This window comes from Streptomyces anulatus, from assembly GCF_000721175.1.
In the GTDB taxonomy this organism is placed as follows: domain Bacteria; phylum Actinomycetota; class Actinomycetes; order Streptomycetales; family Streptomycetaceae; genus Streptomyces; species Streptomyces anulatus_C.
Genome location: NZ_JOEZ01000002.1, coordinates 125,015 through 145,490, shown reverse-complemented (window position 1 = coordinate 145,490; position 20,476 = coordinate 125,015). Strand labels below are relative to the sequence as shown.

General features: G+C 70.5%; 20 protein-coding genes and 1 riboswitch. Of the genes, 12 read left to right on the top strand and 8 right to left on the bottom strand.

What is annotated here, in order from left to right; all coding sequences use genetic code 11:
* Positions 1 to 28: 28 nt before the first annotated feature.
* The gene (merA, locus tag IG90_RS0102410; RefSeq protein ID WP_030576682.1) at positions 29 to 1,462 is read right to left on the bottom strand and encodes a mercury(II) reductase; all 1,434 of its coding nucleotides are present in this window, start codon (positions 1,460 to 1,462) and stop codon (positions 29 to 31) included.
* A 123-nt stretch (positions 1,463 to 1,585) separates the two neighbouring features.
* Here merA and IG90_RS0102405 point away from each other — a divergent pair, with 123 nt between their 5' ends.
* Entirely contained in the window at positions 1,586 to 1,966 is a 381-nt protein-coding gene (locus IG90_RS0102405) for an ArsR/SmtB family transcription factor (RefSeq protein WP_233435882.1), read from the top strand.
* A 168-nt stretch (positions 1,967 to 2,134) separates the two neighbouring features.
* Here IG90_RS0102405 and IG90_RS0102400 read toward each other — a convergent pair whose 3' ends face one another.
* The gene (locus tag IG90_RS0102400) at positions 2,135 to 2,623 is read right to left on the bottom strand and encodes a YflT domain-containing protein (protein WP_033893531.1); all 489 of its coding nucleotides are present in this window, start codon (positions 2,621 to 2,623) and stop codon (positions 2,135 to 2,137) included.
* Between the two features lie 453 nt (positions 2,624 to 3,076).
* Here IG90_RS0102400 and IG90_RS0102395 point away from each other — a divergent pair, with 453 nt between their 5' ends.
* The 4 genes from IG90_RS0102395 (at position 3,077) to pspAB (ending at position 5,692) form a co-directional block, all read left to right on the top strand.
* A complete protein-coding gene (locus IG90_RS0102395; protein WP_030576673.1) occupies positions 3,077 to 3,853 on the top strand; it encodes a PspA/IM30 family protein in 777 nt (258 codons plus the stop codon).
* Positions 3,850 to 4,128 carry a PspA-associated protein PspAA gene (pspAA, locus tag IG90_RS0102390; RefSeq protein ID WP_030576670.1) on the top strand — a complete coding sequence of 93 codons (279 nt, stop codon included), beginning with the start codon at positions 3,850 to 3,852 and terminating at the stop codon, positions 4,126 to 4,128. Before IG90_RS0102395 ends, pspAA begins: the two co-directional genes overlap by 4 nt.
* A gap of 5 nt (positions 4,129 to 4,133) precedes the next feature.
* Complete coding sequence (htpX, locus tag IG90_RS0102385) at positions 4,134 to 5,036, top strand: zinc metalloprotease HtpX (RefSeq protein ID WP_030576667.1); 903 nt, start codon at positions 4,134 to 4,136, stop codon at positions 5,034 to 5,036.
* A gap of 77 nt (positions 5,037 to 5,113) precedes the next feature.
* Positions 5,114 to 5,692: a PspA-associated protein PspAB gene (gene pspAB, locus IG90_RS0102380; protein WP_030576664.1), complete on the top strand. Its 579-nt coding sequence runs from the start codon at positions 5,114 to 5,116 to the stop codon at positions 5,690 to 5,692.
* Between the two features lie 335 nt (positions 5,693 to 6,027).
* On the opposite strand, the gene IG90_RS0102375 is transcribed toward pspAB, so the two are convergent.
* Both IG90_RS0102375 and IG90_RS0102370 read right to left on the bottom strand, forming a co-directional pair.
* Positions 6,028 to 6,795, bottom strand: coding sequence for a CbtA family protein (locus IG90_RS0102375; protein ID WP_063739465.1), 768 nt, complete (start codon positions 6,793 to 6,795; stop codon positions 6,028 to 6,030).
* Between the two features lie 11 nt (positions 6,796 to 6,806).
* Positions 6,807 to 7,043, bottom strand: coding sequence for a CbtB-domain containing protein (locus IG90_RS0102370; protein WP_030576658.1), 237 nt, complete (start codon positions 7,041 to 7,043; stop codon positions 6,807 to 6,809).
* Positions 7,044 to 7,074: 31 nt separating this feature from the next.
* Positions 7,075 to 7,229: riboswitch (cobalamin riboswitch) on the bottom strand.
* Positions 7,230 to 7,378: 149 nt separating this feature from the next.
* Between IG90_RS0102370 and IG90_RS0102365 the strand changes: the two genes are divergently transcribed.
* Together IG90_RS0102365 and IG90_RS0102360 are read left to right on the top strand one after the other, a co-directional pair.
* Positions 7,379 to 7,666 (top strand): heavy-metal-associated domain-containing protein, encoded by a 288-nt coding sequence (locus IG90_RS0102365; protein ID WP_030576647.1) that lies wholly within the window; start codon positions 7,379 to 7,381, stop codon positions 7,664 to 7,666.
* A 112-nt stretch (positions 7,667 to 7,778) separates the two neighbouring features.
* On the top strand, positions 7,779 to 10,061 hold the full coding sequence (locus tag IG90_RS0102360) for a heavy metal translocating P-type ATPase (protein ID WP_030576644.1): 2,283 nt from the start codon (positions 7,779 to 7,781) through the stop codon (positions 10,059 to 10,061).
* 325 nt (positions 10,062 to 10,386) lie between these two features.
* Here the strand turns inward: IG90_RS0102360 and IG90_RS0102355 are convergent, their stop codons facing one another.
* Positions 10,387 to 10,704 (bottom strand): metal-sensitive transcriptional regulator, encoded by a 318-nt coding sequence (locus IG90_RS0102355; RefSeq protein WP_030576641.1) that lies wholly within the window; start codon positions 10,702 to 10,704, stop codon positions 10,387 to 10,389.
* A 272-nt stretch (positions 10,705 to 10,976) separates the two neighbouring features.
* On the opposite strand from IG90_RS0102355, the gene IG90_RS45115 reads away from it, so the two are divergent.
* Positions 10,977 to 12,836, top strand: coding sequence for a PA domain-containing protein (locus IG90_RS45115; RefSeq protein ID WP_030576639.1), 1,860 nt, complete (start codon positions 10,977 to 10,979; stop codon positions 12,834 to 12,836).
* A 192-nt stretch (positions 12,837 to 13,028) separates the two neighbouring features.
* On the opposite strand, the gene IG90_RS0102345 is transcribed toward IG90_RS45115, so the two are convergent.
* Complete coding sequence (locus tag IG90_RS0102345; protein WP_030576636.1) at positions 13,029 to 15,395, bottom strand: hypothetical protein; 2,367 nt, start codon at positions 15,393 to 15,395, stop codon at positions 13,029 to 13,031.
* 623 nt (positions 15,396 to 16,018) lie between these two features.
* On the opposite strand from IG90_RS0102345, the gene IG90_RS0102340 reads away from it, so the two are divergent.
* The 3 genes from IG90_RS0102340 to IG90_RS0102330 all read left to right on the top strand — a co-directional run bounded on the left by IG90_RS0102340 (position 16,019) and on the right by IG90_RS0102330 (position 17,679).
* Positions 16,019 to 16,471 carry a TlpA family protein disulfide reductase gene (locus tag IG90_RS0102340; protein WP_233435881.1) on the top strand — a complete coding sequence of 151 codons (453 nt, stop codon included), beginning with the start codon at positions 16,019 to 16,021 and terminating at the stop codon, positions 16,469 to 16,471.
* Positions 16,468 to 17,241 carry a cytochrome c biogenesis CcdA family protein gene (locus tag IG90_RS0102335; protein ID WP_030576629.1) on the top strand — a complete coding sequence of 258 codons (774 nt, stop codon included), beginning with the start codon at positions 16,468 to 16,470 and terminating at the stop codon, positions 17,239 to 17,241. Before IG90_RS0102340 ends, IG90_RS0102335 begins: the two co-directional genes overlap by 4 nt.
* Positions 17,242 to 17,475: 234 nt before the next feature.
* A complete protein-coding gene (locus tag IG90_RS0102330) occupies positions 17,476 to 17,679 on the top strand; it encodes a hypothetical protein (RefSeq protein ID WP_030576626.1) in 204 nt (67 codons plus the stop codon).
* Positions 17,680 to 18,005: 326 nt separating this feature from the next.
* Here the strand turns inward: IG90_RS0102330 and IG90_RS0102325 are convergent, their stop codons facing one another.
* Positions 18,006 to 18,776: a TVP38/TMEM64 family protein gene (locus IG90_RS0102325; RefSeq protein WP_078585155.1), complete on the bottom strand. Its 771-nt coding sequence runs from the start codon at positions 18,774 to 18,776 to the stop codon at positions 18,006 to 18,008.
* A gap of 17 nt (positions 18,777 to 18,793) precedes the next feature.
* Positions 18,794 to 18,952, bottom strand: coding sequence for a DUF305 domain-containing protein (locus tag IG90_RS41345; RefSeq protein WP_324604259.1), 159 nt, complete (start codon positions 18,950 to 18,952; stop codon positions 18,794 to 18,796).
* 683 nt (positions 18,953 to 19,635) lie between these two features.
* On the opposite strand from IG90_RS41345, the gene IG90_RS0102315 reads away from it, so the two are divergent.
* Positions 19,636 to 20,337, top strand: a complete 702-nt coding sequence (locus IG90_RS0102315; RefSeq protein ID WP_411572607.1) for an aggregation-promoting factor C-terminal-like domain-containing protein — start codon at positions 19,636 to 19,638, stop codon at positions 20,335 to 20,337.
* Positions 20,338 to 20,476: the final 139 nt, after the last annotated feature.

The window sequence follows — 20,476 nt, the reverse complement described above, 5'->3', positions numbered from 1 at the left end:
CAGTGAATGCCCTTACTTCTCGTGGTGATCAGGAGGCGCAGCAGGACAGCTTGGCCACGTCGCGGGTGTAGGTCCGGGCGGCCAGCTTCAGGCCCTCGGCCATGGTCAGGTAGGGGCACCACAGGTCGGCCATCTGCTGCACGGTCATCTGGTTGGCCAGCGCGTAGACGGCGGTGGCGATCACATCGCCCGCGCCGTCGGCGATGACGTGCGCGCCGAGCAGGCGGCCTGTACCGGCTTCGGCGACGAGCTTGATCAGGCCGCGTGTGTCGCGGTTGACCAGGGCGCGGGGCACGTACTGGAGCGGCAGGACGCGGCAGTCGCACGCGTAGCCCTGGGCGACGGCCTGGGCGTCGGTGAGTCCCGCGGCGGCGATGGCCGGGGTCGTGAAGGTGACGCGGGGCAGGTGGTGGTAGTCCAGCGCGCGCTCCGCCCCGTCCAGGGCGTTGTCGGCGGCCAGCGTGCCGTGGGCGCCGGCGACGTAGACGAACTGCGGGTGCCCGGTGACATCCCCGGCCGCCCAGACCCTGGGGTTGTGGGTGCGCAGGTGCTTGTCCACGACGATCTCGGCCCGCTCCCCGGTCTTCACCCCGACCGTCTCCAGGCCAAGGCCGTCGGTGACCGGGCGGCGGCCGGTGGCCACCAGCAGCTGCTCGGCGCGCAGCTGGAGCATCTCGCCGCCCCGGGCCGCGGTGAGAACGTAGCCGTCGTTGTCGCGGCGCACGGCGGTGATGGTGGCCGCGGTGTGCACGCCGATGCCCTCGTCCCGGAAGACGTCCTCGATGACGGCACCGATCTCGGGTTCTTCGAACGGGGCGAGCCGGTCCAGCGCCTCGACGACGCTGACCTTGACCCCGAGGCGGGCGAAGAGCTGGCCCTGCTCCAGGCCGATGTAGTTGCCGCCCACCACGATCAGCGACTCCGGCAGGTGATCGAGTTCCATGGCCGTGGCGGAGGTGAGGTAGCCGGCCTGCTCCAGCCCGTCGATCGGCGGCGCCCACGGCGCCGAGCCGGTAGCGACCAGGTAGTGCGCGGCCTCGATCGTCACGGCGCCGCCGTCGTCGGGATCGACGTGCAGGGCCGGGCCGTCGGTGTTCCCGGTGAAGGATGCGGTGCCGCGCACGATCTCCCAGCCGTACTCGGCCGCCAGGTGCACGTACTTGTCCGCCCGCATCTCTTCCACCAGAGCGGTCTTGCCGCCGATCAGGGCGGGGAAGTCCACCGGCCCGGCCTCGGTACGGATGCCGGGGAACGGCTGCGCGAGGGCGACATGGCGGGCCCCGGCCGCGGCCAGCAGCGCCTTGGACGGCACGCAGCCCGTGTTCACGCACGTGCCGCCGGTAGTGCCGCGCTCGACCATCACCACGCTCGCGCCCTTGGTGCGGGCTGCGATCGCGGCGGCGAACGCCGCCCCGCCCGAACCGACGACCGCCAGGTCGTACCCGGCCTTCGCACTTCTCACGGCTGCCTCGCCTCCCATCGCGGCCGGCCGGGAGCCGGACCAACACTTCTATGCGCTTTCCCGAATAACAGTGCCACGATACTATGCGGGTAGGCGAATAGGTGAATGAGGAGAGGACTGCCTGTGAATCCGGTGCCTGGCCCGACGCCCGGCCTCCCGGAGGCTGAGACCGCCGGCTGCTCGCACAGCGACACGGTGGCGAAGTTCTTCCGCGCCCTGGGCGACCCCACCCGCTTGAGACTGCTGGAGTTCGTCCTCGGCGGCGAGCGCACCTCCGCCGACTGCGTGGAGCATGCCGGGATCTCCCAGCCGCGCGTGTCGGTGCACCTGTCCTGCCTCGTCGACTGCGGCTACGTGATCGCCCGCCGGGACGGCAAGAAGCTGCGCTACTCCGTCGGCGACCCGCGCGTGGCCGACCTGGTCATGTTCGCCCGGTCCCTGGCCGCCGACAACGCCGCCGCGCTGGCCTGCTGCACCCGCATCGCGTCGGCCGACCGAGACTGACCCACAAGGACCTGCCCCTTCCCGCCACCCCCCGCCCGGCCCCCGCGCCAGGCCGATCACTGACCCGTACCGGTCTGCGGTCGCTGCGCAGGCGTCGGGAGCGGCCGCTCCTGGGTGCGCCCTGACCGGACCCCAAGATCATTCTCAGTGTTGATCGATGTGCGCTGCTCAATGCACCCCGTCTTCGCGCCAGCCGAGTTTGATCAGCAGGTTCTTGGCCTCGTCGGCAACCTCGGCGTCGGCGACCACGTCGTAGCGGGCGGCCACGATCTGGCTGCGGGAAGAGAAGTCGCGGTGGCCGCGGCTGAGGGCATGACCGGCGAAGCCGAAGACCGCGCCGAACACGGCGCCGTAGGCCAGCCCGCTCAGCATCAGGACCAGGACGTGGTGGTTGCCGGCGGCGAACACCGACAGCAGCAGCCCGATCAGCAGCCCGAACCAGGCGCCGGTGCCCGCCCCTGCCAGGGCGGCCCGGCCGCGGGTGAGCCGGCCGAGCACGGTCTCGACCATGCGCAGGTCCGTACCGATAATCGCGGTACGTTCCACCGGGAACTTACTGTCGGACAGAAAATCGACCGCGCGCTGGGCGCCGGAGTAGGTCGGGTACGAGCCGACGAGCGGACGGTCGACCTCTGCGGTAGGCGGGTGCTGGGTCATCGAAGGACTCCCTTCGTCATAGAGCAGCCTGCGCCCGCGCCACGTCCAGTGCCAGCGGACACCGCGGTGGGCGAGCGCCACGTGGAACGGAAGAGCAGGGCTGGCGATGTCGAGGATGGCCGCGGAACGCGGGCCCGGGCGGGCGGCTGGTCGCCGAGCCTCGGACTCTGCCCCGCGGTACCCGTCGCTTCGTCGAGCCTGCTCCGCGGGCGCGGACCGGCACAGGGCCCGAGTGGCCCCCGGGTGTGGGCCGCTGGTCCCTACCCCCGCTGGGTATCGCGGGGCGAGGATGGTCCCAGGCCGAGCGTGCCGTCACTGGCCCGCAGGGAAGGGCCGGGTACGCCAGGGCCGAGGTTGCGGCCCAGATCACCGGGCCGGAGCCTTGAAGGTGTCCGCCGACATGGCATGCATGGCCCGGCTGATTCCTCACCCCACTGAGAGGAGGCGGCCGTTATGAGCAGCATCGCTCACCGCATCGCCGCCCTGTTCCGGATCAAGGCGAACAAGGCGCTGGACAAGGCCGAGGACCCGCGCGAGGTCCTGGACTACTCCTACGCCCAGCAGCAGGAGATGCTGCAGAAGGTGCGGCGCGGCGTGGCCGATGTGGCCACCAGCCGCAAACGCGTCGACCTGCAGATCAGCCAGCTGCAGCAGTCCGGCGGCAAGCTGGAGGGACAGGCCCAGCAGGCGCTCGCCGCCGGACGCGAGGACCTCGCCCGCGAAGCCCTGACCCGGCGCACCGCCGTGGCCTCGCAGGTCACCGACCTGCAGACCCAGCAGGAGTCGCTGCAGGACCAGGAGGAGAAGCTCACCCTCGCCTCGCAGCGCCTGCAGGCGAAGGTGGATGCGTTCCGTACCCGCAAGGAGACCATCAAGGCCACCTACACCGCGGCCGAGGCGCAGACCCGTATCACCGAGGCCGTCACCGGCATCGGTGAGGAGATGGGTGATGTCGGTCTGGCCATGCAGCGGGCCCAGGACAAGACCGAGCAACTGCAGGCGCGCGCCGGTGCGCTGGACGAACTGCTCGCCTCCGGCGCGCTGGAGGACGCCACCCTGCCGGCCGGCCGTGACGACATCGAGGCCGAACTCGAGCGCGTCACCGCGGGCAGCGACGTGGACCAGGAACTGGCCCGGATGAAGGCCCAGCTCCCGGCGTCTTCCACCCCGCCGGCCGTGGAGGGCGGCGGGCCCAGGCAGGCACCGCCGGACCAGGAGGAGACGTCATGATCATGCGGATTCTCGGCGAGGGCCAGTACGAGATCGCCGACACGCACATCGACCGGCTCAACGAGCTGGACGCGGCGCTGCAGTCGGCCGCCGACGCGGGCGACGAGACCGCGTTCACCGCCGCCCTGTCGGCCCTGCTCGACGCCGTGCGCAGCCTCGGCACACCACTGCCGGACGAGACGATCACACCCTCAGACCTGGTACTGCCCGATGCGGACACCAGCCTCACACAGGTGCGCGAACTGCTCTCCGACGAGGGCCTGATCCCGGGGTGATGACGATGCGCAGCCGCTTTGAACCCGACCGGCAGCTGACCGCCCGCATGGCGGTCACGATGTTCCTGCTCGGGCTGGTGTACGTGGCGTTCATCGCCGCGCTGATCGTGCTGCTCAAGTCCGTGGTCCTGGTGGTCGTCATCGCCGCCGCCCTGCTCGGCGCGCAGTACTGGTACTCCGACCGGATCGCCCTGTACGCCATGCACGGCCGCCTCGTCACCCGGGAGGAGGCGCCTCAGCTGCACGGGGTCATCGACCGGCTGTGCGCCGCCGCGGACATGCCCAAGCCCCGGGTGGCCATCTCCCAGATGGACCTGCCCAACGCGTTTGCCACCGGCCGCAACGCCGATCACGCCGTGGTCTGCGTCACCACCGGACTGATGCGGCGCCTGGAGCCCGAGGAACTCGAAGGTGTCCTCGCCCACGAGCTCTCCCATGTCGCGCACCGCGATGTCGCGGTGATCACCATCGCCTCGTTCCTGGGCGTGATCGCCGGGCTCATCGTCCGCTTCGCCTTCTACTCCCAGCTGTTCGGCGGCCGCAACCGCGACCAGAACACCGCCGCCCTGCTCGCGATCGTCATGGCGGTCTCCGCCCTGGTCTACGCGATCAGCTTCCTGCTGATCCGGGCGCTGTCGCGCTACCGCGAACTGGCCGCCGACCGTGCCGGAGCCATGCTCACCGCGAAGCCCTCCGCCCTGGCCTCGGCGCTCACCAAGGTCACCGGCGACGTCGCCCGTATCCCCACCCAGGATCTGCGCACCGCCCAGGCGTTCAATGCCTTCTTCTTCACCCCCGCCCTGGGGCCCGGCACTCCGGTGGCCAACATGTTCTCCACCCACCCCAGCCTGGAACGCCGCCTGGAGGCACTCGCGGAGATCTCCGCAGAGCTGGGCGAGACGACATGACCGCCGCCCACTGCCGTCCCGGCCCCGCCTGGCGTGCAGTGTCTGAACCGGGACCGGCAGGAAGGAGCTGAGCGGCCGTGGGTTTCCTGGATGTCCTGTTCGGGCGGAGCAAGCCGGTCAAGCCCGACCTCGACCAGCTGTTCGGCCTGCCCTCGGCGGCGATCACCCTTCAGGCGGCCATCGGATTCACCCCGACCGGAGCGGGCTCGGTCTGCTTCGCCAGCATCGAAGGCGGCGCGTTCGCCCAAGTCCAACAGGACGTACGGGCCCTGCTGGACGCGGACCCCGAACGCAGCGGCATACCCGTGGAGTTCAGCCGCGACGACTACGGCTACTCGTGGTTGCTCTCCCGCCGCGACCCGGACGACCTGCCCGCCCTCGTCAACGACCTGCACGCGGTGAACACCGCCCTGCAGGACAACGGCTTCGGTCCCCAGCTGCTCTGCTCCTTCGTCGCCTTCCGCGACGCCGAGCTCCGCCCCCTCGCCCTGGTCTACCTCTACAAACGCGGCACCTTCTACCCCTTTGCGCCCCTGCACGGTGAGAAGCGCGACAACCCGCTCGAACTGCAGGTCAAGGTCATCGTCAGGGACGACCTGCGCATCGAGCAGGACCTGACTCGCTGGTTTCCCCTCTGGGGTGCCCCCGGCCTGTGACTGCCGATCCCAGTCAACGGTCGGCGTCTCATCCACAACGGCCCGGTGGCCTGCCACCCGCGGTCCAGGACATCAGCCATCAGACAGGCCAACCTGATGCCCCGTCAGCGCCGGGACAGCGTGTTCACGTTGACTCGGCGTGACGTTGGGTGCTGCGCTGCCTGCATCGTCGGCCGAGTCGGCGGCTGACGAGAAACCCCGAGATGGACGTCCTCCTGGCCGGACGGCACGCAATCGACACGTGCCGCCCGGCCACGAGGTCATGCTTCGCAGGGATGTGGCGAGGTCGCCCAGACCGGCCGACCTGTGTCAACTTCCCTGCGTGGCATCGGCCTTCAGACGACGGACGGCCCCAGCTCCGAACGCTCCATACCCCTACGACTCGGCGCTGCCCCGGCGCGGGCCGCCCGGAAGCCGAGCAGCCCGAAGCCCACAGCCAGCCCGCCCCAGAGCAGGCCCATGGACGCGGCCGAGAGCACTCGGAAGTCCCACACCAGCGTGGCGGGGGCGGAGACAGCGTCAGGGTTGTCCGGCAGTGCGAACAGCGCCGCCAGTGCGGCCAGCATGATGGCGGTCACGGTCAGTTGACGCTGCGGTGCGGAACGACGGCGCTCCGCCAGCCACCCGTGGACACGCCAGGCCAGGGCGACGGCGATCACGCCGATGCCGATGGCGGCGAGCCACGCGTTGACGCGGGTGTCGATCGTTCCCGGATCGCCCACGCCCGGCGGATTGGCCGGGTAGCGGAGGAAGGGCAGCAGCCAGACCCCGGTGAATCCGGCGCCCGCCAGCGTCAGCGACCTCCGCCAGGGAGCACCGTCCGGATCCCGGCGGTGCAGGACGGCGTACACGACGGCGAAGAGGACCCCGATCGCCGCCCCGGTGAGGACGGCGGCCACCAGCAGGCCCGCGTGCTGCGTGGAACGGGAGAAGACCTCGGCCGCGGCCGATCCGGCGCCGCTCGCCTCCTCACGGGCCGCCTCCAGTCGCACCGCCTCGTCCAGCACCGGCTCGGCGAGCAGCCACGAGAACCCTCCGTTGACCACGCCGGCGGCTCCGCCTGCGAGCGCACCGCGCCCGAGCAGGGACAGAAGTGATGTCACGAGTGCCCCTCTCAGTGGCAGGGGCCGGCAAGAAGGTGCCGACCGTCGTGGGCGAACTCATGGACGTAGTTGGCCGATGCCGCGACCTTGCCCAGCGCCGGCGACAGCAGCGCGCCCTGGTCCAGGAAGACCGCGTCCAGCGCGACCAGCGCGAGGATCACCGCCGCGGCAGCGATCAGCCCGTCTCGCAGCGGGTGGACGACCAGGCCGGCGGCCGGCCGTGCCTGTGGAGCCGCCGAAGCACTCATGGAACCTCCTCGCGGGGTGCACACGCCCCGCCGTTCAGGAGGACGACGGGTCAGTGTCTGACTCCCGGGTGCAACCCCGGTCACAGTGGCGGGACCGTCCCGGATTCTCACCGGGTTCCTGCTCACCGTCGCCTCGATGTGAAGTTGTCGTCGCAGGTCGCGACGGCCTACTAAGTAAATTAGCGATCGGGGCCCGTTTCAAACAGATCGCGTGGGCAGCATCACAGGTAGCTGAATACCCCTAGGGGGTATAGTGTCCCCATCGGCCGGGAGAGGCAGGGAAGCGGCGCCCCTCCCGGAAATGACCCACGCATCCAGACCCCGAGGAAGAAGCCATGACCACCGAGACGAACACCAGCTCCTGCTGTGGCTCCTGCGGCTCCGGCACCACGGTCGACGTCCAGGGCGTCGGCGTCACCACCGTCTACAAGGTGTCCGGCATGACCTGCGGCCACTGCGAGGGCGCGGTCTCCAAGGAGATCTCCGCGCTGGACGGCGTCACCGCGGTCCAGGCCGTCGCCACGACCGGCGAGGTGACCGTCACCTCCGCCGCCCCGCTCGACGAGGAGGCCGTCCGCGCGGCCGTCGACGAGGCGGGCTACGAGCTCGTCGGCCGCGCCTGACGCCTCAGCCGGGGCCGACGGCCCCGGACACGCGAATTCCTCCCCGCGCCGGGACGTATCGCTCCGCTGATACGGACGCTGTGCGTCCTGGCCTCCCCCTGGAGATACGCACATGACCAGCACGGCTCCCGAGCAGGCAGTCCCCGACACAGCACCCGCGCCCGCCCATGCGGTCGAGCTCTCCATCGGCGGCATGACCTGCGCCTCGTGCGCGGCCCGTATCGAGAAGAAGCTCAACCGCATGGACGGCGTCACGGCGACCGTCAACTACGCCACCGAGAAGGCGAAGGTCTCCTACGCGGACGGCATCGAGCTCACCGACCTCATCGCCACCGTGGAGAAAACCGGCTACACCGCCGAGGAGCCGCCTCCGCCCGCGTCCGCCACCGCCGGTGAGACCGAGGGCGAGGCCGCGCCGGCGGCGGACGGTGAGCTCCTGTCACTGCGGCAGCGGTTGTACGTGTCGCTGGTGCTCACCGTGCCCGTCGTCCTGATGGCGATGGTGCCGACGCTGCAGTTCGACAACTGGCAGTGGCTGTCGTTGACGCTGGCAGCTCCGGTCGTGGTCTGGGGCGCCTTCACCTTCCACAAAGCCGCCTGGACGAACGCCCGGCACGGTGCCGCGACGATGGACACGCTGGTGTCGATCGGCACGCTCGCCGCGCTCGGCTGGTCGGTGTGGGCGCTGTTCTTCGGGCACGCCGGGATGCCGGGCATGCGGCACGGCTTCGAGTTCACCATCTCCCGCGGGGACGGCTCCTCCTCCATCTATCTGGAGGCCGCGGCCGGCGTGACGACGTTCATCCTCGCCGGGCGCTACCTGGAGGCGAAGTCCAAGCGCAAGGCGGGTGCGGCACTGCGAGCGCTCATGGAACTGGGCGCCAAGGACGTCGCGGTCCTGCGCGGGGGCAAGGAAGTACGCATCCCCGTCGCACAGTTGGCTGTCGGTGACCGTTTCGTCGTACGGCCCGGGGAGAAGGTCGCCACCGACGGGACCGTCGTCGAGGGCGCCTCGGCGGTGGACGCCTCCATGCTGACCGGCGAGTCGGTGCCGGTGGACGTGACGGTCGGCGACGCCGTGACCGGCGCGACCGTGAACGCCGGGGGCCGGCTGGTTGTCGAGGCCACCCGAATCGGTGCGGACACCCAGCTCGCACGGATGGCGAGGCTGGTCGAGGACGCGCAGAACGGTAAGGCCGAGGTGCAGCGCCTCGCCGACCGGATCTCCGGGATCTTCGTGCCGGTGGTCATCTTCATCGCGATCGCCACCTTCGGGGTGTGGTTCGGGGCCACGGGAGACACCGTGACCGCGTTCACGGCCGCCATCGCCGTGCTGATCATCGCCTGCCCGTGCGCCCTCGGTCTGGCCACGCCGACCGCCCTCATGGTCGGCACCGGCCGCGGCGCCCAACTCGGCATCCTCATCAAGGGCCCCGAAGTCCTCGAGTCCACCCGCCGCGTTGACACGATCGTCCTGGACAAGACCGGCACGGTGACCACCGGACGCATGCAGCTGCAGGACGTCTTCACCGCGCCGGACGTGGACAAGGACGAATTGCTGCGGCTGGCAGGCGCGTTGGAGCACGCCTCGGAGCACCCGATGGCCCAGGCCATCGCCGCCGGAGCCGCCGATCGGGTGGGAAGCCTGCCAGTGCCGGAGAACTTCGAGAATGTCGCCGGCCTCGGCGTCCAGGGCGTCGTCGACGGGCACGCGGTGGTCGTCGGGCGCGAGAAACTCCTGAAGGAGTGGGTCATCGAGCTCCCCCGCGAGCTGGCCGAGGCCAAGGTCGCGGCAGAGGCCGAGGGGCGTACGGCGGTCGCCGTCGCCTGGGACGGCGAGGCGCGCGGGGTCCTCACCGTCGCCGACGCGATCAAGGAGACCAGCGCGGAAGCGGTGGCCGAGCTGCGCGCACTGGGCCTGAAGCCCGTCCTGCTGACCGGCGACAACCAGCTCGTCGCCGAGTCGGTCGCCCGGGCCGTCGGCATCGACGAGGTGATCGCCGAAGTCCTGCCCCAGGACAAGGTCGATGTGGTCAAGCGACTGCAGAACGAGGGCCGTTCGGTCGCGATGGTCGGCGACGGCGTCAACGACGCTGCCGCCCTCGCCACCGCCGACCTCGGCCTGGCCATGGGCACCGGCACGGACGCCGCGATCGAAGCGGGCGACCTCACCCTCGTCCGGGGCGACCTCCGGGTGGCGGCCGACGCGATCCGCCTCTCCCGCAAGACGCTGGCCACCATCAAGGGCAACCTCTTCTGGGCCTTCGGCTACAACGTCGCGGCCCTGCCGCTCGCCGCCCTCGGCATGCTCAACCCGATGATCGCCGGGGCCGCGATGGCCTTCTCGTCGGTCTTCGTCGTCACCAACAGCCTGAGGCTGCGGTCCTTCAAGTGACTGCAAGGCATTGCCCCTTCGGCTGAGGCGCCCGGTCCGATGAGGCCGGGCGCCTCAGTGTCGAGCCGGTCCGTCGGGCTCGTCGGCTCAGTCCCCGAGCGTGCCAGAAGCCCCTCTCGGGCCGCCCAGTCGGTGTCCCGCCATCCGGGAGATGCGGACCTGACGGAGTCGTGCGCGTACGGCACGGCGCGCGGGGGCGGGAGGGCCGACATCGTCATCTCCCTTGCCGGAGAGTGCGCGCCCAGACAGAGGCAAACGGGGGATGTGTGGCGTCCTCCGCCCGTGCGCGCGGCTTGTGTGGCTACTTCAGGGTGAACCGCCAGCCTCAGGTGCGCAGCAACCGGGCGATGGCCCGCGTAGCCTCCGCGACCTTGTCCCCAGTCTCGTCCGCCCCGGCGGCAACGGCGTCCTGGACGCAGTGCCCGAGGTGGTCTTCCAGGAGTTGCATCGCCACCGCCTGGAGGGCCTTGGTGGTGGCCGCGACCTGGGTGAGGACGTCGATGCAGTACTGGTCCTGCTCCACCAGGCGCTGCAGGCCTCGAACCTGTCCCTCGATGCGGCGGAGCCGCTTGAGGACGGCGTCCTTGTCATCGTGATAGCCCGGCGACGCCTGCCCGGCCTCGGCCTGTTCCAGCTGGTCCATACCCCGAAACAGTATTACCTGGCGGAGTCGGACAGAAGGCGGACGTGAACTGTGCCCCCGCATCCGTCGCACCGGACCTGCGGATACGGGGCCCTCTTCGCGCGGCCGATGACTTCACCGCGTGCCGTGCTCCCTCAAGTCCCGGAAAAATACGATCTCGTTAAAGACCTTTCGATGGAGCACTGCACTAAGTACCTTCGCGACGCCGGTCAGTTGGCCGGCATCACCTCGTTATGGGCCGGCAACCCCGGCCGCACGAGTGGAGGTCAAGCATGCGCAAGGCCCACAGACGGACCGGCGTGGGCGTCCTCGCGGCGATACTCTTCGCCACGACCGCTCTCGCCGGTTCCGCACAGGCACATGACGGCGTCTCGGCATCCGACGGCGCCATCGACAACGCGGCGGCCACACACGGCCATGACCAGCACGGCGGCAGCGACGGACACCTGCCGGCCACCCAGAAGAACGTCCGCCTGGTCAGCAAACTCAAGCTGAGCAACGTCGTCGAGGGAAAGATCGCCGACGTCGGCGTCCACAAGGGCTACGCCTACCTCGCCTCCTGGGGCGGCGTCGGCTGCGACAACACCGGCGTGCACGTGGTCGACATCCGCAAGCCCAGCAAACCCAAGGAGGTCGGCTTCATCCCCGCCCCGGCGGGCAGCGCCCCCGGCGAGGGCATCCAGACGGTGCACCTGTCCACACCGTCCTTCAGCGGTGACGTCCTCGTCAGCAACAACGAGATCTGCGGCGAGACCGGCTCCGGCGGCATGAACATCTACGACGTCACCGACCCCACCAAGCCGAAGACGCTCGCCGAGGGCGTCGGCGACTTCACCCTCGAGGGCGAGACGACGGAGACCGCCCGTCAGATCCACAGCGTGTTCGCATGGGACGCGGGCCGCAAGGCGTACGCCGTGATCGTCGACAACGAAGAGGGCACCGACGTCGACATCATGGACATCACCGATCCGGCCAAGCCGCAGCTCATCGCCGAGTACGACCTCGACGAGACCTTCCCGCAGATCCTGCAGGCCGCCCCGGAGAACCTGACCGAGGTCTTCCTGCACGACATGGTCGTCAAGAACATCCGCGGCCGCCAGGTCCTGCTGGCCTCCTACTGGGACGCGGGTTACGTGGCGCTCGACGCGACCGACCCGAAGAACCTCAAGTACATTGGCGACACGGACTTCACCGACCCCGATCCCGAAGGCACCGCGGCGGGGCGAGAGGTGGCGCCGGAAGGCAACGGCCACCAGGCGGAGTTCACCCTCGGCAACCGGTATGTGATGGGCGCCGACGAGGACTTCGGCCCGTACGCGCTGTCGGCGCGCAACCTGGACGACGGCACCGCCGTCACCGCCGGGCAGGGCATCCCGCTGGAGGCGGGCAAGACCATCACCGGTGACACGGTATACGCCGGCCTGGGCTGCAACGACAGCCCCGCCGTCCCCGCGGGCGACCCGGCCGCGGTGGACATCGCCGTCGTGGAACGAGGCGTCTGCACCTTCACCGAGAAGGCCGCCAACGTCGAGGCGGCGGGCGGCTACGACGCCGTGCTCGTCTTCAACCGCACCGGCTCGGACGCCTGCGACGCGCAGAGCGGCATGAGCGTCGAGGGCACCCTGCCGACGTTCGGCGTCGCACCGCGCGGCCAGGGCTTCGCCGTCTTCGACCGGCCCTACAGCAACGAGGACTGCCTCGCCGGCACCGGTCCCGCCACCCTGCCGGTGGACATCGGTACGAAGGGCGACCGGCTCACCTTCTCGTCGTACTTCGACGGCTGGGGCTACGCCCACCTCTACCGCAACAAGGGCGGCAAAATGACCGAGCTGGACACGTACGCCATCCCGGAGAGCCAGGACCCCGCGTACGCCTCCGGCTTCGGCGACCTGAGCGTCCACGAGGTGGCGACCTCCGGCGTCCGGCCCGACCTGGCGTACTTCGCCTACTACGCGGGCGGATTCCGGGTCACGAAGATCAAGAACGACAAGCTCGTGGAGGTCGGCCGCTTCATCGACGAGGGCGGCAACAACTTCTGGGGCGTGCAGACCTTCAACTCCTTCGGGAAGGAGTACGTCGCGGCCTCCGACCGCGACTTCGGGCTCTACATCTTCGAGTACACCGGTCACTGAGCTGGTCTGAACGCGGGTCCCACACTCCATCAGCGCCACGGCTGGGGTCCCGGCCGTTACCGCGAGTGGCTAGGTGCGCTCACCCAGACACGGTGAAGCGCCCCCAACAGAGAAGTATGGACGCCTGTTGGGGGCGCTACCCGTTCAGTTACGCGCGGCTCACGATGAGCGCCTCAGACGGGGCCCTCACCGTCACGGGGTCCCCTCATCCTCACGGAGTCCCTGCGACCGCGGCAGCGCGATCCACGGCGGCGCCAGATCCTCCACGTACTCCCGGAAGTCCCGCTCCTCCTCCGGATCCGAAAGATCGAAGAGCGGGCTGAGCGGCCAGACCGGGCACCCGCCGACCCACGGCACGACCGTTTCGGACTCCCCGGGCACGGAGCGCAGTTCGGCCGTGCCCTCCAAAGGCAGCCAGTCGACCAGGCGAGAGCGGGCCGTGCCCGGGACGGCTTCCAGCAGGGCGAAGGGGCGGTTCTCACCCTCGGCGAAGAACACCAACTGCGGCGGCGCCTTGGCAGGGTCCTCGGGATCGGGCAGCAGCAGATAGCCGGCTGTCCTGGTCTCGGCGCCACGGGCGGCCGCCAGCACGAGGCGCATGACCCTCGCGGTAAACACACCGCACCACGCCACGCGGATCAGCGCGGCCGCCACGCCCCCGCCACTGATCCACAGCCCGCGATCGAGTCCCGGATCGCCGGGGACGCGAACGGCGGACGGGGACTGCACGGCGTACTCGACGGTGAGCCGATCGCCTTCGCCCGGGGCGGGTTCGTCCCTATAGGCGAGGTCCGTGGTGACCTTACGGCCGTCCGCCGTACGGAAGGTGACCTCGGCGTCACCGGGCACCAGCCACGGGGAGAGCGGGAAGCCGTCGTCGTAGCGCAGGGTCACGGCGGCCCGCGCGGTCGCCGTCTCGGAACCCCACAGCCGCAGCGCCGTCACCCACCACCAGCCCGAGAGACCCGCCGTGACCGCGAGGACGAGCAGGGCGCCCCAGGAGACCCCGGACGCCAGCGCCTGCCGCCGCAGCCGCGGCGAGCGCCACCACCCCGTGCTACGGATGTCGGGCTCGCGCGGTCCCGGACGGGCGGCGGCAGACCCGCTCAGGCGTGAGGCGAGCCAGCGGGAGACGGCGGCGAGATGGGCACGGTCCAGTACGTCCTCCGTGCGGGCCTCGGCACCAGCGGGTGCCGGGACCGGCTTGCCCAGGGGCACCGGCGCGTCCCGGTCGGTATCCCGGGCCCCTGGCCCCGATCGGGACGGGACACCGGACCGCCCGCCCGCCGCGCGGACCCGGAACGCGATGCCCGCCGCCGCGAGGCCCAGGAAGACCGCTGTGCCGCCGCCGAGTACCCATGGAGTGATCCCACGGTCGAAGGCCTCGCCGCGCAGCGGCCCGGCGGGTGCGGTGATCTCCAGGGACTGACTGGCCTCGACCGCACGGTCGTCGCAGTCGACCTCGGCGCTCTGCCGGGTCCCGTCCCAGGGATCCGGCCAGCTGACCCGGCAGACGTACTCCTCGGTGGCGGTGACCGTGGCCCGTACGGTCGTGCCGAAGCCGTACGCGCAGAGCAGCACACCCGCGCCGGCCAGCCCAAGCACCCCGGCCGCGACGCTCCACCACGGGACCATGGCGGCGGCCCGCCGAAGGGCGGACGACTCCCGGCCCGCCGGGCCGTCGCGCAGATACCGGCGCAGCGCCCGCAGCCGGGCGACGTCACCGAGCGAGGCGGCCGCGGTGCCGACGAGCCCACCCGTGCCGGTCACCACCAGGCCGAGCATCAGCATGAACGGCGAGTCCTCGAGGTCGGCTGCCTCACCGCGCACGGGCCACGGCCGGGCGGATATCCGCAGCGGATCACCGGCCCGTTCACCGCCGTAACAGTCGACGCCCGCCGTGCGCGTGCCGCCGTTCCAGGGGTCCTGCCAGCGCACCGAGCACACGCCGTCGCGCTTGGCGGTGACCTCCGCGGTGACAGACTGGCCGAGGACGAAGGTGTGCAGGCCGAAGAGACCGAGCAGCAGTGCCGCCATCAACGCCAGCGCGGCCGGACGGGGCACTCTCAGCACCCGCCGCGCGGAGAGGCGGAACGCCTCGTGCGGCGGCCTGGCCGCCGATCCGGCGGCCGGACCCGCCGGCCCGGTGAGCGCGCCCGCCAGAAACGGCACCGCCGATTCCGGAACGCGCAGGCGCAGCACGGCGGCCCCGTCCGGCGGCTCGTAGAGTACGGTCACCTGACGCACGACGAGCGGCCCTTCGTGAGGGAATCCCCGGAGGGGGACCGTGTCCAGCACCCGCCCGCCACGGGCCACGGGGAGCGGACTGTGCACCCCGTCGACGAAGTGGAGCGGACCGTCCCCGTCCGGCACCCACAGGTCACCCTTGACCGGCCGGGCCGGCCAGGACTTCCCGTCGCCCGCCAGCCTGGCCCGTATGCCCAGCGCTCCCGCGTGGCCCGGACCGGGCCACAGCGGCCGGTCCCGCCAGTCCGCCAAGGCATTCGCCAGTACGACGACCAGACCTGAGCAGACCATGAACACCAGATAGCCGACCACCGCGACCTGCCCCGCCCTCTACCGTCGGGATCAAGCCACTCGGCGATCCGCTGTGGCGAATATACGAGCGGCAGTGCCGGGTGCGGCAGGGCCCCCGGGGATGGCGCAGACCCCGCTGAGCTACTTCCGCCGCACCGGACGTGCGGACCCGTCCTCGCCGCCGGGCCCTCTGTGCGGCCGTATGTCGACGGTGGCCGGCGGCCTCGTCCCCGCCCACGCACACCAGCCACCCGCTCTCCGAGCACGCGTCGACCGGCGACACGCTCGCCACGCGCGCGCGGATCACGGCCTCGGCCACCCCTGGCACCCCGGCTGAAGGAAGCCGGACGAGCACCCCTAACCTACTTAGCAGTTTCTGGATGTACCTCGGTGAAGGAGAGACAGCCGTGGCCCCAACGGCACCCCCCACGCGGTCCGCTCCCAGGACATCACCGATGGACAGCGGCACCAGCCCGGCAGGGGCACGTTGTCGAACCCGGCGGCAGGCCGCGGGCGTGGTCGCGGCCGCTCTGCTGCTCGCTGCATGCGGGACGAGTACGACATCCGGTTCGCCGGACACCAGGCAAGCGGCTGGCTCCGACACCCGGCAGGCCCTCACCCGGTACTCGGCAGGCAAACGCCCCATGACCCCCAAGCTCAGCGGCGCAACAATTAACAATGACCAGCTGGACCTTGCCGATCTGCGCGGCAAGGTCATCGTGCTCAACGTGTGGGGCTCGTGGTGCGCGCCGTGCCGGGCCGAGGCGCCCGCGCTGAAGAAGGTGTCCGAGGTGACGTACGAGCTCGGTGTGCGGTTCGTCGGCATCGACACGCGCGACAACGACGCGGCGGCGCGGGCCTTCGAGCGGAACTACGGCATCACGTATCCCAGTTTCCGGGACCCCGACGGCAAGCTGCTCCTTGGCTTCAACGGCCGTATCCCGCTGTCGGCGGTCCCCAGCACCGTGTTGATCGGCCGCGACGGGCGTATCGCCGCCCGCGTCATCGGCGCGACCACCTACACGACGCTGAGCGAGCTGGTGAAAGACCTCGCCGCGGAGAAGGCGGGGAAGAACGGCGGAGGTGCGGCCAAGTGACGCTCGCCGCCGGTGTCGGCGAAACGGTCCTGGTGGGCCCACTCGTCCTCGCCCTCCTCCTGGCCCTCGCCGCCGGCACGCTGTCCTTCTTCTCGCCCTGCTGCCTTCCACTGGTCCCGGGCTACCTCTCGTACGTCGCCGGAATGTCCGGCGCGGGTGCCGCCGAAGCGGCGGGGCGGGCGGCACGCTGGCGGGTCCTGGTCGGGTGCCTGCTCTTCGTGGTCGGTTTCGGCGCCGTCTTCACCAGCTACGGCGCGCTGTTCGGTGGTGCGGGCGCCGTGCTGCTGGCGCAGCAGCGCACGCTCGGCATCGTGCTGGGCTCGCTGACCATCGTCCTTGGCCTGGTCTTCGCGGGGCTCCTCGACAAGCTGCCGTGGGCCGGGTTCAGCTGGCGGCCCTCCTTCCGGCCCGGCGCGGGCCTCGCGGGGGCGCCGCTGCTCGGAGCCCTCTTCGCGATCGGCTGGACACCGTGCATCGGACCCACCCTCGCGGCCGTCCTGTCCCTGGCGGCCGACAGCGCGAGCGCGGGACGCGGGGCCGTCCTCTCCTTCACCTACAGCCTCGGCCTCGGCATCCCCTTCCTGCTCGCGGCGGCGTCGTTCGACGGTGCGATGCGGCGGTTCACCTGGGCACGGCGGCACGCACGGGCTGTGATGCGCGTCGGCGGCGTCCTGCTGGTGGCGGTGGGCGTCATGCAGGTGACCGGCTGGTGGGGACGACTGATCGCCCAGCTCCAGACGCTCATCAGCGGCTTCCAGCTTCCCCTGTGAACTCACCCGGTCGGCTCCGCTGACCCGCATGCTCTCCCGCACCGTCCGCCGGGCTCACCGGCGCGCTGCGTGTCAACGGCGACGGTGAGCGGGCCCTGCGGCACGAAGGACGCATCACTCCTCACCACGCGACCCGCTCTCCCCGAGCTCTCCCCATGCCGTAATATCTAACCCACTTAGTAGATTGCCTATCAATGGGCCGGACATCCACCCGCCACCCACCAGGAGGTCACCGTGCCTCAGTCGCTGTATCCGCTACTCCTCCTGGCCTGCCCTCTCGGCATGGGCCTGATGATGTGGTTCATGGTGCGCGGAGGCTCGCACTCGACGCGCCGAAACGATTCCGCCGCAGGCCGGCTCCAGGTGGACGAGCTGCGCCGGGAGATCGCCGCGCTGCACGCCGCACAGAAGGACGCCGACCACCGGGCCCGGAGCTGAGCCCAGGACCGACAGCCTCATAGCCGTGGCGGCAATGCTGATCGCCACACTGCTGTTCGCCGACGTGCTCTATGACACGACCCGACTGCTCACGCCCCGCCAGAGTCGTCGGCCTCCGCTGACTGGACTCCGCGGACGGCGCGTGGCGCTCCCAACAAGCTCGGCGGCCTGTGACCGCGCCAGAGGGCCAATGCCGGAGCCGTCATCACCTCGCACGCGCCCATCTGCGCTGCGCTGGTGGTCGGGCACCCCACGCCCGCGGCACGGGGGGCGAAGACGGTTTCCAGGCGTCCCCAAACGGGACCACCGACCTGTCCCGCCCCTGGTCACACCGGCTCGACAGCGTTCGGCGGAGTGGCCTTGGGCCGCGCCCGCCGCACGATGGCGAGGGTGAACACCATCATGGTGACGATGGCAGCGATCGAGAGAAGAAAGGCCGGCGAGGCGGGGGACGAGGCCGTGGCTCCGGCGATCACGTACGCGGCGGTGCCGGGCAGCACACCGAGCGCAGTGGCGGTCGTAAAGGACCAAGGGCGCACTCCGGAGAAAGCAGCGGCGAAGTTGACTCCCTGGAACGGCACGCCGGGCACGATGCGGAGCAGCAGCACGCTACCGAAGCCCTGATCGGTGAGTCGGCGGTCGAGAGCGGCGAGAACCTTCCTCTTCAACAGCGGCTGGAGCGCCTCCCGGCCGAGGCTGCGGCCGAGCCTGAAGGCCAGCACCGCCCCGAGGGTGGTCCCGATCACAGCCAGCGCCAGTCCCTCGGGGATACCGAAAACGGCCCCGGCGGCAACGTTGAGCACCGGCTTGGGGAAGAAGGCGAGGGTGCTCAGCGCGAAAACCACGGCGAAGGCCGGTCCGGCCCAGATCCCGGGTATCACGGATGTGAAGCCTTGGGAGAGCAGCCGCTCCGGGCTCCACACCAATAGGGAACAGGCAGCAGCCACGAGCAGCGCGACGAGCAGCGCGAGGCGAGCTTGCGGCGGCAGCTTCCGCATCTTCTTCATCTTCCTTGTCCGGTGCAGGTGAGCACGGCACGCGGTGACGGGGCCATAGCGGCCGTTGTCGGCCTCCACTCGGAAGGCCCGGAGCGCCATTGGGGTGACCGAGGGGATCAGAGCCGGTCGAGAATGCCCCGCATCTGCTTGACCTCGGCAGACTGATTCTTCACCACATTGTCGGCGAGCTTCTTGGCAACAACATTACGGCCGTTCTTCTGCTCGTCCTTCGCCATCTCGATCGCACCGTTGTGCTGCTCGCCGCTTTCACCCAGGCCTCCCTGCGGTCATGGTTCTCCGCTTCCAGGGATGCTCAGCGTCGGAGATACGGAATTCCTCGCGCTGCCGGTCGAGTTCGGGAGGCTGGTCGTAGGCGCGGGGCTCGGAGGCTTACCGGGCGGCAGGGTCGCGCTGACGGCGGATTCCTGCGGCGTCCGGCCCGGCGCCCTGCCATCGCCCTTGTCCCGCCGAGGACCTCCCGCCCCGGCCATCGGTCGGGGCGCGCCGCGAGAGGCTGCGGCCCTTCGCGGACGGCCGTCCCCGAGGCGATGTCCCGGCGATGGCTGTCTTGTGGTTCGCGACGCTGCCGGTGGCCGAGCATCGCGGAGTCGTCGGCGCTGCCCCGCGTCACGATGATGGCCAGGCGGGGCAAAAGGGATGTGAGGTTTCCCATGCGACTCAGGATTGCCTCACGGCGTCCCGGTCCGGCAGAGTCTGAGCTTCGTCAGGCCCCGCATGCGGCACAGCAGTAACCGTGACAACACGAGAACCCAGAACTACTAAACTACTAAAGAGCACCGCATGTTGCCCGAAAGCACCACGCGGCACTCCTCGCAAGGGAGTTGCGCAACGGGCCCACGCCTCCCGCGACCTGTCAGCAACGGAGGCCGGCGTCAGGGGCACCACCGCGTCCGCGAGGTCACCCGACCCAGAGCGGGCGATGCCGGAAGGAAACCGTGTGAGCCGGATCCGGGGATTCGCAGTGGCCTCCGCCACCGCGGTCACTACCGTCGGCGCCGTCGTAGGAGTTGCCCCGGGCAACACCGCCCAGTCATCGAACGACTTCGATGCGACCGCGGCCGACACGACCCTCCTCGCGGACATACCCGCGGGCCAGCAGGCCCAGGTCCAGGGCAGCTCGCTGGCTCAGCAGGCCGACGCCCAGGCCATCGCGGCGGACACCGCGACGAAGAAGTCCGCGGAAGAAGCGGCGCGCAAGCAGGCGGCCAAGGATGCGGCGGCCAAGAAGGACGCTGCGCAGAAGAAGGCCGAGGCGGAGAAACTCGCCAAGGAGCGGGAGGAAGCCCAGCAGGAGGCCGTCAGCCGCTCAACGCGTGACTCCTCCTCCTTCCCGGTCCAGAGCGCGTACACCGCCGCAGAGGTGCAGGCGATGGCGCGTCAGATGGTGCCCGCCGACCAGTGGCAGTGCTTCAGCGACATCGTGGAGCGCGAGTCCAGCTGGAACTACCGGGCGGACAACCCCACGTCCGACGCCTACGGTCTCATGCAGGCGCTGCCCGGCTCCAAGATGTCCTCCGCCGGCGCCGACTGGGCGACCAACCCGGCCACCCAGATCAAGTGGGGGCTGAACTACATGAACAGCCGCTACGACAGCCCCTGCGGCGCCTGGCAGTTCTGGCAGGCCAACAACTGGTACTAGACCAGCCCGGCCTTCCATGAACTCCCCGAGCCCCCGGCCTCAACCGGCCGGGGCTCCGCGCGTCCGTACCGGGTGGCTCCTGCGCAGCCCACGGCGCGAGCGGCGTCTCGCAGACGTCGGATCAGCCGTGCCGACTGAC